At 36.8% G+C, this 12,574-nt stretch carries 13 protein-coding genes and 1 tRNA gene; 8 read left to right on the forward strand and 6 right to left on the reverse strand.

What is annotated here, in order from left to right:
- The first annotated feature begins 2 nt into the window (after positions 1-2).
- Genes QA612_RS18815 through QA612_RS18825 form a run of 3 tightly spaced genes read left to right on the forward strand, consistent with a single transcriptional unit; the run spans position 3 to position 2,557 of the window.
- Positions 3-470 (forward strand): S-ribosylhomocysteine lyase, encoded by a 468-nt coding sequence (locus tag QA612_RS18815; RefSeq protein WP_278285367.1) that lies wholly within the window; start codon positions 3-5, stop codon positions 468-470.
- A gap of 21 nt (positions 471-491) precedes the next feature.
- Positions 492-1,424 (forward strand): PLP-dependent cysteine synthase family protein, encoded by a 933-nt coding sequence (locus QA612_RS18820; protein WP_278285368.1) that lies wholly within the window; start codon positions 492-494, stop codon positions 1,422-1,424.
- Complete coding sequence (locus tag QA612_RS18825; RefSeq protein ID WP_278285369.1) at positions 1,421-2,557, forward strand: bifunctional cystathionine gamma-lyase/homocysteine desulfhydrase; 1,137 nt, start codon at positions 1,421-1,423, stop codon at positions 2,555-2,557. Before QA612_RS18820 ends, QA612_RS18825 begins: the two co-directional genes overlap by 4 nt.
- Positions 2,558-2,716: 159 nt before the next feature.
- Here the strand turns inward: QA612_RS18825 and QA612_RS18830 are convergent, their stop codons facing one another.
- The 4 genes from QA612_RS18830 to QA612_RS18845 form a co-directional block, all read right to left on the reverse strand.
- Complete coding sequence (locus QA612_RS18830) at positions 2,717-2,950, reverse strand: transcriptional regulator (RefSeq protein WP_278285370.1); 234 nt, start codon at positions 2,948-2,950, stop codon at positions 2,717-2,719.
- A gap of 76 nt (positions 2,951-3,026) precedes the next feature.
- Positions 3,027-4,223: an MGDG synthase family glycosyltransferase gene (locus QA612_RS18835; RefSeq protein WP_278285371.1), complete on the reverse strand. Its 1,197-nt coding sequence runs from the start codon at positions 4,221-4,223 to the stop codon at positions 3,027-3,029.
- Between the two features lie 588 nt (positions 4,224-4,811).
- A complete protein-coding gene (locus tag QA612_RS18840; RefSeq protein ID WP_278285372.1) occupies positions 4,812-5,237 on the reverse strand; it encodes a GNAT family N-acetyltransferase in 426 nt (141 codons plus the stop codon).
- Positions 5,238-5,240: 3 nt separating this feature from the next.
- Positions 5,241-5,756 carry a YjcG family protein gene (locus tag QA612_RS18845; RefSeq protein ID WP_278285373.1) on the reverse strand — a complete coding sequence of 172 codons (516 nt, stop codon included), beginning with the start codon at positions 5,754-5,756 and terminating at the stop codon, positions 5,241-5,243.
- Positions 5,757-6,138: 382 nt separating this feature from the next.
- On the opposite strand from QA612_RS18845, the gene QA612_RS18850 reads away from it, so the two are divergent.
- From QA612_RS18850 to QA612_RS18865, 4 genes are all read left to right on the forward strand, one after another.
- Positions 6,139-6,699, forward strand: a complete 561-nt coding sequence (locus QA612_RS18850) for a phosphatidylglycerophosphatase A family protein (protein WP_278285374.1) — start codon at positions 6,139-6,141, stop codon at positions 6,697-6,699.
- A 235-nt stretch (positions 6,700-6,934) separates the two neighbouring features.
- Positions 6,935-7,132, forward strand: a complete 198-nt coding sequence (locus QA612_RS18855; RefSeq protein WP_278285375.1) for a hypothetical protein — start codon at positions 6,935-6,937, stop codon at positions 7,130-7,132.
- Positions 7,133-7,225: 93 nt separating this feature from the next.
- Positions 7,226-7,301 (forward strand) — tRNA-Val (locus QA612_RS18860).
- Positions 7,302-7,496: 195 nt separating this feature from the next.
- Positions 7,497-7,898 (forward strand): hypothetical protein, encoded by a 402-nt coding sequence (locus tag QA612_RS18865; RefSeq protein ID WP_278285376.1) that lies wholly within the window; start codon positions 7,497-7,499, stop codon positions 7,896-7,898.
- Between the two features lie 67 nt (positions 7,899-7,965).
- Here QA612_RS18865 and QA612_RS18870 read toward each other — a convergent pair whose 3' ends face one another.
- A complete protein-coding gene (locus QA612_RS18870; RefSeq protein WP_278285377.1) occupies positions 7,966-10,200 on the reverse strand; it encodes an MMPL family transporter in 2,235 nt (744 codons plus the stop codon).
- A 220-nt stretch (positions 10,201-10,420) separates the two neighbouring features.
- Between QA612_RS18870 and QA612_RS18875 the strand changes: the two genes are divergently transcribed.
- The gene (locus QA612_RS18875; RefSeq protein WP_278285378.1) at positions 10,421-11,287 is read left to right on the forward strand and encodes a MerR family transcriptional regulator; all 867 of its coding nucleotides are present in this window, start codon (positions 10,421-10,423) and stop codon (positions 11,285-11,287) included.
- A gap of 46 nt (positions 11,288-11,333) precedes the next feature.
- Here the strand turns inward: QA612_RS18875 and QA612_RS18880 are convergent, their stop codons facing one another.
- Complete coding sequence (locus QA612_RS18880) at positions 11,334-12,311, reverse strand: YbgA family protein (RefSeq protein WP_278285379.1); 978 nt, start codon at positions 12,309-12,311, stop codon at positions 11,334-11,336.
- Between the last annotated feature and the right edge of the window lie 263 nt (positions 12,312-12,574).

Genomic DNA, 12,574 nt, shown 5'->3' on the forward strand with positions numbered 1-12,574 from the left:
CAATGACAAAAAAAATGAACGTAGAAAGCTTTAATTTAGACCACACAAAAGTAAAGGCACCATATATTCGATTAGCTGGAACAACAGAAGGTGCAAATGGAGACAAAATCTTTAAATACGATATCCGATTTTGCCAACCAAATAAAGACCACATGGATATGCCTGGACTCCATTCTCTTGAACATATGATGGCAGAATTTAGTCGTAATCATCACTCACAAATTGTTGATATCAGTCCAATGGGCTGCCAAACTGGCTTTTATTTAGCGATTATTAATGACGAAAGTTATGAAACTGTTCTTGAGCTTGTAGAAAAGACATTAGAGGATGTCCTTGTAGCAACTGAAGTTCCAGCATGTAATGAAATTCAATGTGGCTGGGCTGCCTCCCACTCTCTCGAAGGTGCGAAGGAAATTGCGAAAAAAATGCTTGAAATGAAAAATGAATGGACCATCGTTTTTGCTGAATAGGCATAGGTAGGTGATAAACACATGAATATTTACCAGGGGGTTCAGTCACTCATTGGTCAGACACCATTATTTGAGATCACAAACATTCCACTCCATAATAACTGTCGGTTGTTTGCGAAGCTGGAATATCTCAACCCTGGAGGAAGTGTTAAGGATCGTCTCGGTCAGGAGCTAATCCGCGAAGCGATTGAAAATCAACGAATATCCCATAAGGGAACAGTCATTGAACCGACAGCCGGTAATACAGGAATAGGCTTGGCTTTAGCTGCTGTCGGTTCACAAATAAAGGTTATCTTTGTTGTCCCTGAAAAATTTAGCCAAGAAAAGCAAACACTTATGCGTGCACTTGGTGCTACAGTTGTAAACACTCCAACCCATTTAGGAATGCAAGGTGCTATTGAAGAAACAAATAAACTCCTTCAAGAATACCCAGATTCCTACTCCCCATCACAGTTTAAAAATCCAGCAAACCCTAAAACCTATTACAAAACATTAGGACGAGAAATATTTCATGATTTAAACGGGAAAATAGATGTATTTGTGGCCGGAGCAGGTACAGGTGGCACATTTATGGGTACAGCACAGTACCTAAAGGAAAAGCTTTCTTCCATTAAAACTTCCATTGTTGAACCAGAAGGTTCTATCTTAAATGGAGGGAAGCCAGGTCCCCATAAAACAGAAGGTATTGGGATGGAATTTCTCCCCCCATATATGGACACTAGCTATTTTGATAACATACACACTATTTCAGATATAGAAGCCTTCCATTGGGTCAAAAGTATCGCAAAAGAGGAAGGGCTTCTTGTTGGCAGCTCATCAGGTGCAGCATTTGCTTCATCACTAAAAGAGACGAAAATAGCTAGGGCAGGCAGTCATATCGTAACGGTTTTCCCAGACAGTAGCGAACGATATTTAAGCACTGGGATTTACAACGAAGGAGAGGAGACATCATGAAGAAAAAAACAAAACTCATACACGGGGGAATTGTAGGAGATGAACAGACAGGTGCTGTCTCCACTCCTATTTATCAAGTGAGCACGTACAAACAAAATGGAGTAGGAAATTTTAAATATGAGTATTCTAGGACAGGTAACCCAACCCGCGAAGCATTAGAAGCACTTATCCGTGATCTTGAAGGAGGTTATGCAGGCTTCGCTTTTTCATCTGGTATGGCTGCCATTTCCGCTGTCATGACTCTTTTTAATAGTGGGAGTCATATTATAGTTACAGATGATGTATATGGTGGAACATACCGTCTCATGTCAAAAATAATTAATCGTTCAGGAATAGATGTTACCTTTATAGATACGTCTAACCCTAAGGAAGTAACTGACGAAATCCAAGAAAATACAGTAGCAATTTTTATTGAAACACCAACAAATCCTCTACTAAAAATAACAGATATCCGTTCCATAGGAGAAATTGCACGTAAACACTCTCTTCTTTTCATTGTAGATAATACATTTAGCACCCCTTATTGGCAAAATCCTATGACATTAGGAGCTGATATCGTCCTCCATAGTGCTACGAAGTATTTAGGGGGACATAGTGATGTTGTTGCAGGAGTCGCTGTTGTTAAAAATGAAAAACTTGCTAAGGAGATGCATTTTATTCAAAACTCCGTTGGAGGTATATTAGGCCCCCACGATTCGTGGTTGCTCATGAGAGGCATGAAAACATTAGGTTTACGAATGGAGCAAACAGAAAAGACTGCAAAAGCAATCGTTCAATTTCTAGAAACACGTAATGACATTAACACGATATATTACCCTGGTCTTTCGTCTCACCGTGGACACCAAACACACGTAAACCAATCAAATGGATTCGGTGGAATGATTTCCTTTGATGTTGGTAGTGGAAAACGAGCTCAAGAAGTCCTGCAAAAAACAAAGCTTTTCACGTTAGCAGAAAGCTTAGGTGCAGTTGAAAGCCTTATTAGCCTCCCAGCAAAAATGACCCACGCTTCTATCCCAAAGGAACGTCGAAAAGAGCTGGGAATAACTGACGGGCTCATTCGAATTTCAGTAGGGATTGAAGATACCGAAGATTTACTTGTTGATCTAAGGGATGCTTTAGATATTGAATAAATACACTCTTGGATACAAATATAAAAAACTAACAAGCTTCCATTGCAGCAGCAGCCATAAAAAGTGATAATAATAAATAAATTAAGTCACTTGAGCTGGAACTTTAATTTCTAGCTCTTTTTCTTTGAAACAATACAAAATACAAAGTTGTAGCCCCAACTAACTTTCCATTCTATCCTTCCCTATCTCTTCATAGGTTACTGGAAGAATAGCAAGAATATTTTCTCTAAGAAATCGTCTATATGCCTTCCGCAAATGGCAAAAGACCTCTACCTGATCACTATTAAACCGTTCTACAGTAACCATTCGCTTAGTAATGAGTCCTTTTTTGGACATATACATAACCATCATTGGATTCCCTGTTACAACTGCTTTTTTTAATAGCAATTCCATCTCTACCCCTCCAAACCCAAACATTTGTTCTACCTCTATTATACGAACAAATGTTCTTTTACGCAACTCCCTTTTATTACCATGATATACCCGAACGTTCTCTTTTTCTAAAGTTGTTACTTTTATTTGATGTGTTCCATTTTATAAGCTCCCTATCTACTGGAAGACGAGATGTATCTGCTTCTCCCGAACCCTTAAGAAGCATGGAATGGGCAACAATTTTATCAATGACCCTTACCCTTGAATGCTCATGAATAGGATTTTGTTCTAGTCCCTCTTGCAATTTACCTATTACAGTTGATAGCTTTACTGACTCGTCCAATAAGGTTATATTGGGATAGCTTAATAAGACCTTCTGATTTATACGTTCTTGTCCAGGAAGCGGGGACAATAATCCAGTAGGAATGTGCCATTTTATTGCTTCAGCCATAGAAACACCACCTGGCTTTGAAATAAAAAGATCCGCTGCCTTTACATACTCATGATAATTATCACAAAAAGGAAAGTATTGAATAGTTGATCCATTTTGTAACTGGACAGGCTCTGGAAGATCAGAAACCTTTTTCCCTAAAAACCAGTTCACATGGCTACTTACCTCATCATTTTCAAGAATTATCTTTATTTTTTCCTTAGAAATAACTCCTTCTCCTCCACCTGATATGACAACAATTGTTTTATCAAGAGGAAGCTTTAATTTTTTTCGCAATATGCTTTTGTTTACTCTTTTATCCCACAATTTCCTTAAGGGTATGCCGAATGAATAAAAAACCACATTGGAATACCTCTTTTTCAATTTAACCAACTCTCTTTTTTCAGCAACAAAGGTTGCATCAACCCACTTGGATATTGATAAATGATGAGTGGAGAAATCCGTTAATACAGCAAAAAGCTTCACAGGTCGATGAGACTTCATTTTTATTAAAATGCCAATTTGTGTAGCGATTGGGTGTGTTGCAACATAAATATCAATATTAGATTGACAGCAATATTGAATTAAATCATTCCACCAGTTGGATAGAAAAGGTCTTACTACATAAGATGTTAGTCCACAATTCGTGATACTGTATGTCCAATCCCACACCTTTGGATAATGGTGAATACTTTTAAAATATGAATTTTTCATTTTGCTAGCCTTAGTCTCATCCATAAAGGAAAAAATATCGATAATTTCCGCCTCATAACCCCTTGCTTTCCACTCTTCCTTTAGAGATCTGCTCACTTGATGATGTCCTTCGCCTATAGACACAGTAAAAATTACCATTCGCTTTGGCATATAAACAACACTCCACGTTTGAATCATATTATTAGTATCACAGACAAAAAGGAAATCCATACATATATACGAATGGATTTACATGTCCCATATAGTAACGTATATTCTATAGATCAGGAAAACTTGCCACCTTCCCTAGAAATAAATGAAGTGAATATCCGAATGGAACGAATTGCTCACATCAATAAGAAAAGCGCAAGGCGCCCCAATTCCGCCTAAGTAAAGCCTACGTCCTGTAGACAACGGCGTAATGTCGACATCCTATCTCCGGCGACAAGCAAATGTTCTGTCCGATAAAAAGTGCGATCTTACACTTTTTATCGGGCAGGTTATTTGACCTCGAGCCGATGGCGACTCAATTTAACCTAAAACGCCCACGTCCTGTGGGCAAAGGTTAAATCATCGACGTCCTGTCTCCTAGACAACTTTCAAAGTGAAAATTTTATACTTCTCTTTTAAAAAACGCGTGGTATTTGAAAATAATTCAAAAACCACGCGTTTTACCATTTCCATATATAGTTGTGATGAACGTGCAATCAATACAATAAATTATCAACAATCACACAAAGAAAAAGACCCCATCACTTTTTAAACTTCTTTCCTCATAGCCACATGTGCAATGCCTGCATCATAAAAAACATCGGAAACAGTCTCATAGCCAATCCTTTTATAAAATGCCTCTGCATGTGTCTGTGCATTCAGCTTCACTAAACCAAGACCCGCATCCTTCGTTTTTCCCTCAATGGCTTCCATAAGCCGTTCACCAACACCAAGCCCACGGTGCTCCTTTAACACACAAACCCTTTCAGCCTTCCCATAATCGTCAAATAAACGAAGTCTACCAGCACCAATAGGTAACTGATCCTCATCATACACAACAAAATGAGTGGCCTCCCCTTCATGTTCATCTAACTCTATTTCTTCAGGCACCTGCTGCTCCTCAATAAACACAACCCTACGAACAGCATGGGCATCACGTAATTCTTCCTCTGTTGTCACAACTTTAACTTCCAAACGTCACTCTTTCCCTTCTAATTTAAAAGTCTCATATACCGTCCACGTCCCATTATCCAACTGATACAAAAGTGAAATACGATCAACCATCTCCTCATGATGAATCGTCTCCAACCGAAGACGGCCGTATACATCAGAACACTCATCATTATCCAAATCCTGACCAATCGTAATATGAGGTACAAAATTAAATTCCCGTTCCCCCTTCAACACACCACTATTCAGTTTATCATGTAACGTAACAAGCTCTTCATTTTCCTTAACCTTCAAATAAATCGTATTCGTCACCGGATGAAAGGAACTAAACTTATAAACCTCCAACGAAAAAGGCTTACACCCCTTCACAACCTTTTGGATATACTGAACAATATCACCAATCTCCCCATCTTCCGCTTCAAACGCATCCCTTAGCGTCAAATGAGGGGGAATCTTTGAATAATGAGAATCATAACGCTTACGATACGAATTCGCTAAATCCTGTAACGTTTTTGACGGAAACAAAGCAATACCATATATCACTCAAACCCCTCCTCCATAACTAGTAACATCCGCACAACAATTCAACTCTATTTTTTCCAAAAAACAAAAGAAGTAATCAAATTAAACACAGCAACCCTTTATAAAAACTTTCTACACCATTCCCGAAAAAACCTTCTCTTTCTTTTAAAAAACACAGGTATGTACCTTAGAAAATAGATCTGAGGAAAGAAATACCTTATTTAATAGTCCCCATCCCTGCACACACCCCCTCCAACAATCACCTTCTATCATAAATATGTTATCCACCTAGTACAATTGTGTAAAAAATAAAAATTGCATGATTTATTAAAAAATAGGGTAGGAAGATTATGTTAGAATAGGAGTACAATAGATTGCAATGTTACTAGGAGGAGTGGAAACAATGTCTAAAAGAGAACCGGTTCATTGTCATGTCGTAGAGAAAGCAGCAAGAGATTTATTAAAGGAACGTGGTGTTACATTAAATGCGGTCGCACAAATCGTGTTTGATATGCAGCTTCCATATAATAAAGATTTAAAAATGGAGGAATGCATAGATAGCGTAGATAAAGTATTAGAAAAACGTGAAATTCAACATGCAATTTTAGTGGGTATTGAATTAGATAAGCTAGCCGAGAAAAAACAGCTTTCTGAACCACTACAATCCATTGTTGAAATGGATGAAGGACTTTTTGGTGTAGATGAAACCATTGCCTTAGGTTCTGTTTTCGGCTACGGAAGTATCGCCGTTACAACATTCGGCTATTTAGATAAGCAAAAAATTGGCATAATTAAAGATCTAGATACGAAGCAAGAGGGGTCAATAAATACATTCCTCGATGACCTCGTATGTAGCATAGCTGCAAATGCCGCTAGCAGATTAGCCCATCGCCTACGGGACAAACAAGAACGACTTCGAGAAGAAGAGATCCAAAGAAGAGACCATGAAGAACGGATTGGCTAAATAAGGTTTGGTTTCATAAAGGCTGTACTATTACAGCACCATTTTATTTATAAAATAGATAACATTTTTAAGCATGTTCACATATAATATATTCATAACGTGATGACGGTAGTAGTAAAATACCTCTAAGTAGAAATAATCTACCTAGAGGTATTTTCTTGATTGTTTTTCCAACTAATGTTATTATTTTGAGCAATGATTTACTTAATTGCGACTATCATTCGAGGTGAGAATATTGAACCCTACAGAACCAATACCAAAAAAGACGCGCTGGATCTACTTAAAACAAGTATTTAATTCAAAATTCCAAGCAAACTGCCTTAAAGCAAAAATTGAAGATAACTGGGTTAACGGCTACGAAATTCCACCTTGGGTAGAAATTCGAAAGCTAAGCAACGATCGCTACGTTGTACGCTACACATACGACGAATAAAAGATATTTGGTTCAGAACTCCTATTAACCCTTGACTATTTCTCACCCATCCGTTATATTATTATTTGTCGCTATAAGTATAAAGTAATTATCGATCCGTTAGCTCAGCTGGGAGAGCGCCACCTTGACAGGGTGGAGGTCACTGGTTCGAACCCAGTACGGGTCACCATACATAATTCTACTAAAACCCTTGATATATAAGGGTTTTATTTTTTTATTCATTCTACCACTAATAGATAGCTTACAAATATTAACCTCTCACAGTTTAACCGAGCATCTTGTTCACACTCCATTCATATTTTCATGGTATGCTATATTAGAAAAACAACATGGCTATGTTATTAAATGATGGTGAGGTGTCATAATGAACAAAACAAAACTATTACTACGTTTTTCAGCTATTTATGCGGTTATCGGTACTTTTATTGGAGGACATATGGCAGGAGCAGGTTCTCATTTGTTTCGAGCTATTCATGCACACATCCTTTTAGTAGGGTGGCTTTCCCTTTTTGCATTTGCTGCCTTTTATGCTTTATTCTCCATTCCAAAAAGCTCAAAGCTTGCTACACTCCATGTATGGACTGCTTTAATTGGAAGTTTTGGGCTAACTGCAGGAATGTGGGTACATTATTTTAACCCTGAATGGATCAATGAAACATTTTCATTAATCTTTTATATCTCCGGCGGTACTATTCTTACTATAAGCTTTATGTTATTTGCAGTAATGACATTTATATTCGGAAGTGTCATAAAAGACAAAAAGTAACACAAAAACGTTGATTCAAGTGGATTCAATCTCCTTTTTGAACCAACGTTTTTTATTTGCAATTGTTCTATTGGGATGATGATTCTTCCTTCAATGATTTGCTTTTCCCTGGCCAAAAAGCTTTCTCTCCCAACCAAGTAGTAATTGCTGGAACCAAGAAAGGACGAACAATAAAGGTATCAATTAAAACACCAATAGCAGTAATAATACCAAAATGAACTAGAATCTGGATTGGTAAAGTCGCTAAAACAGAAAAAGTCCCAGCAAGAATGATACCAGCAGAATTAATAACGGGACCTGTCTCAGCAACACTTTCATGAATTGCCTGGTTCAAAGGCATGTGTGGGGCTTTTTTCCAAATACTTGATTTCAAAAATAAGTTGTAGTCTACTCCTAGTGCACCTAAGAATATAAAGACATATAAGGGAATAAAGCCCTGTATAGCATCTGCTCCTATAACATAATGAATAACCAACCACCCTAGTCCTAATGCTGAAAAATAACTGACAATGACAGTAAGAGTTAAATATATCATTGCAGTAATGGATCGCAAATATAAAAATACGAGTAAGGCAATGATGGAGATGATCAGAGGTACCAATATAAAAACATCTCTATTAGACGTTTCTCGAATCTCATATTGCTCTGCCGTTTGACCCCCAATCCAAAATTCACCTGTCCCCTCTTCTATATCAACTGACAAAAGAGAGGCGGTTACCACTTCTTTTAAATCTGGAATCACATCCATAGCTTCGTTAGAATAAGGATTCATTTCCAAATCTAGCTGAAGCATCATAATATCCTCATTGTTTTTCCCCATATTTGGCTCCGAAATAGCTTTCACGTAAGCTAAATCTTCAAGCCTTTCAAATAGATCTAAATCATTCCCCCTTGTATCCACAATGACACTAACAGGTGCAAGCTGACCTTCATGAAAAGAGTTCTCTATGACTGTATACCCTTCTCTTGATGACATATCCTCAGGAAAGGAAGAAAGTGTATCATAGGTATAATTAATATGAAATACAAAGCTAGCAAGAGCTACTAATACCAATGTGGTAACGATAGTAGCTAGCTTAGCCCTATTGATGACAAATGTTCTTACCTTTTCTACTATTCTAGTTCTTTCTTTTTTTACAGGAATAGGCTTCCCTTTAAGGTTTGCCAATTCCTTCTCCATTTCCGGTGTTCGTGGAGTAAATGGGAAAAAGGCTTTCCGCCCTAAGATAGCTAAGAGTGCAGGTACTAAACTTACGCTTGAAAGAGCAACTACAAAAATTGCCACTACAAACGGGATACTAAATCTTTGGATAGGCCCAAAATCTGCTAGCAATAAAAAGGATAAAGCAGTAATTGTTGTTAAACCACTCATCAATATGGCGCCACCTTTATCGCTGATAGCGTATTTAAGAGCAATTAATTTATTTCTTTCTATTTTTAAGTAGTAACGGAATCTTGAAATCAAAAATAAACAATAGTCAGTACCTGCCCCAAATAGGAGCACAGTCATAATAGAAATTCCTTGAGAATCATAGACTATCCAGCCTTCTTGAGCTAGCCATCCTAGAAGTGGACTGATAATGGCAAAAGCAAAACCAACGCCAATTAAAGGAATAAAAGCTAGTATGGGAGAACGGTAAATCAGCAACAAAACAGTTAATACTAAAGCAAATGTAATGATAGTAAGGGATAAATCACCTGCAGAGAATAATTGAGTTGCGTCCATAAGTATTCCAGCTGGTCCAGTTACTCTAGCACTTAACTCTCCTGATTGTAAATCTTCGTCAAAGGGGTTTATTCCAATAATGGATTGTATTTCCTCTGACATTAACTGAAAATCCTTCTGTAGTTTATCTGCATCTACACTATCGTGAAAGAAAATAGGTAAAATTAAAGAGTTTCCATCCTCTGAAACCTCCTCTGCCAGCACTTCCGGAGGCAGGTTATGTAGCGGAGGTATCATTTCTTGGTTAGGTAAAGGATTTTCCGAAAGCTGTTTAATAATCTGTTGGATACTCTCTAATTCAGCTGATTCTATACCTGAACTCTTATGCCAAACGACTAATGCGGGTAATCCACTCTCATCAGGAAACTCCTCTTCCATTATTGCATTCGCCTGGGAAGGAGCTTTTGTTCCATCAAAGTTTCCAGCACTATCATCAACAAGGCTATTTGCTTGAGGGAGAGTCAAGTTTAATAGTAAGGCGAGACTTACCCAAGCTAAAAGAATCCCCCATTTACTTCGTTTTCCAGCAACCAATCCTGCAAATGATTGGATGAAAGAGGCTTTGTTTTTCTCCATTACTCCCAACTCCATTTTAAATTTCCTACATATATATTTCTTATTGAACACATAAAAATGGTAATTATATTAAGGTGAATTATACAATACCTTTACAGTACACAAACACAAAGATAATCTAGTAAAAATATCTTTTTTAACAAAGGTTGACACTTCCACCATTTTATTTTTCTATAGTTGAAAATGTATAAGTTATGTATAATTAAATTGAGGTGAAGGTATGTATAGTATTAAGAAAGTCTCAGAAATTATCGGAATACCCCCTGTAACGATTAGAGCATGGGAAACAAGATACAATGTAGTTAGCCCTACTCGTAGTGAAGGTGGACACCGTTTATATAGTGAAAAAGATATTGAAATCCTTAAGTGGTTAAATAATCAAACCCATCATAATAATATGAAAATTAGTGATGCTGTTAGACAATTAAAAGCCTCTCATGTTAATCCAGTGACCATACAAAACAACCAATACGATAATCTACTGAAAGAACTATATACAAGTTTAGTAAATCTAGATAATTTAGAAGCCCATAGAATAATAGAATTTGCCTTTTCATTATTCGATTACGAGGAAGTGATCCATGAACTATTAGTCCCTACCTTATACCGCATTGGAGATGAATGGGAAAAGAAGAAATTAACAGTTGCTCAAGAGCATTTTTCTTCCCAATTAATAGTTCAAAGATGTATTCAGCTTTTCAAGATATTTCCTATTAATACACACCTACCAAAAGCTCTTGCATTCTGTCCAGAAGGGGAGGACCATCACATTGGGCTTCTGACTTTTAGCTTGTTTTTAAGAAAGAAAGGGATGGATGTCATCTACCTAGGAGCTAATACCCCCTATGAAGGGCTACACGGTTTAATTGAAAAAAAGAATATTGAAGTGATTTCTATTTCGCTTACAAACCCAAAATTATGTGATGATTTGTACAATTGGATTGAAGCAACAATAACAAGATTTCCATTTATAAAGGTTGTACTAGGTGGAAATGGTGTAGGTAATACTGGATCCTATCATGAAGAATATAATACTCTCCTTAACAAGAAACAGTGGGAAGGTTGGTTTACAACGAAAATTATGTAAAGTGTAAAGGCACGAGGAATTTTGTTAAACACCATTCCAAAATTACTTAGGCAAAATTCCTCCCTTTGCCTGAATCGGTAATCTCGATTAACTGAGTTGGATAAGGAGTAAAAAATGTTTGCTCTGCAAGATACATATTTTTATGTCTTGCATTCCATGATTTTAAAACACCAACTGGGCTACTTAAAGGAACCATATTCATTCTGTATTGCTCCACTAGATTCAAGAAAAATTCCTTTTCCCCCTTCGTTAAAACCTTTGAAAAGTAACCCATAATGTGATGAAGTACATTTATGTTGGATGTATAAGATGGTCTTTCCTGTAACACATCTGCTAAAACCTCTTCGTACCTCATGTACATCTCTTCAACGGGCATCTTTTTGCCATTTGCCGTAATCCTTCCTAATTCTTTAAGCTTTACTTGATTGTAAGCCATGAAAAGATACTTATTATTAGAATGAAATATTAACAAATCCTTAAAATTGTTTTTTCTTTTTATATTGTTAAAATGAGCAAGTGTAAATAACTTAATTAGAAAATGCTCACGAATAGCAAAGTTCTTTATCCTCCCCTCATCCTCTACAGCTAAATGAGAGTATCGTTTTAAAACCGCATCCCCAAATAGCCCAGCATTTTTACTTATAGTATGAGTCTTTTCCATTCCAGAAGTTACTTTTGCATCAGAAATAGCACAGCTTGGTGACCTACTTTTTAAAATAAAGCCATCAACGTCATGGAGTGAGTCTAAAAATCGATCAGCGAAGTTCTTCATTCGTACTGTTAAGTCTGACTCCGTTTTAGGCTGGACGAGCTTTATTTTTTTATCTGATTTATTGGAAACAAGCCGTATTGGTTCTCTTGGGATACCTAGCCCTATTTCAACTTCTGGACAGACAGTAATATACGTTACAAAATTGGCTAATTTCTCAATAAATTTATCGTGGATTACATCACCATTGTATCGACATGGATCAAACCCTAAACACTTACTAATGACTACGATTGGCTTATGAAAACCTTGCACTGTTTTCACCTCAATAGAAAAATAAATTATTTTAAAACATATATATTATTGCTTCTATTTTTCCAAATCATACTCCTCATTTCCTCATTTTGGAAATATCCGAATGGTGGCTACTATGTTCCTCTCCATCTTCGACCTATTGCAGATTTTCGCTAATAATAAAAGTTAGACAGATTATAGTTTTCACACAATTAATCTTATACAAATTATATACACATAAGTGCCACATAGCTATAAATATCCTTTAAATATTTATAAATTAA

It is taken from the genome of Evansella sp. AB-P1, from assembly GCF_029688925.1.
In the GTDB taxonomy this organism is placed as follows: domain Bacteria; phylum Bacillota; class Bacilli; order Bacillales; family Salisediminibacteriaceae; genus Evansella.

Coding starts and splice junctions, on each gene's coding strand:
- QA612_RS18815 (WP_278285367.1), top strand. CDS start 3: ATGACAAAAAAAATGAACGTAGAAAGCTTTAATTTAGACCACACAAAA.
- QA612_RS18820 (WP_278285368.1), top strand. CDS start 492: ATGAATATTTACCAGGGGGTTCAGTCACTCATTGGTCAGACACCATTA.
- QA612_RS18825 (WP_278285369.1), top strand. CDS start 1,421: ATGAAGAAAAAAACAAAACTCATACACGGGGGAATTGTAGGAGATGAA.
- QA612_RS18830 (WP_278285370.1), bottom strand. CDS start 2,950: ATGGAATTGCTATTAAAAAAAGCAGTTGTAACAGGGAATCCAATGATG.
- QA612_RS18835 (WP_278285371.1), bottom strand. CDS start 4,223: ATGCCAAAGCGAATGGTAATTTTTACTGTGTCTATAGGCGAAGGACAT.
- QA612_RS18850 (WP_278285374.1), top strand. CDS start 6,139: ATGTCTAAAAGAGAACCGGTTCATTGTCATGTCGTAGAGAAAGCAGCA.
- QA612_RS18865 (WP_278285376.1), top strand. CDS start 7,497: ATGAACAAAACAAAACTATTACTACGTTTTTCAGCTATTTATGCGGTT.
- QA612_RS18870 (WP_278285377.1), bottom strand. CDS start 10,200: ATGGAGAAAAACAAAGCCTCTTTCATCCAATCATTTGCAGGATTGGTT.
- QA612_RS18875 (WP_278285378.1), top strand. CDS start 10,421: ATGTATAGTATTAAGAAAGTCTCAGAAATTATCGGAATACCCCCTGTA.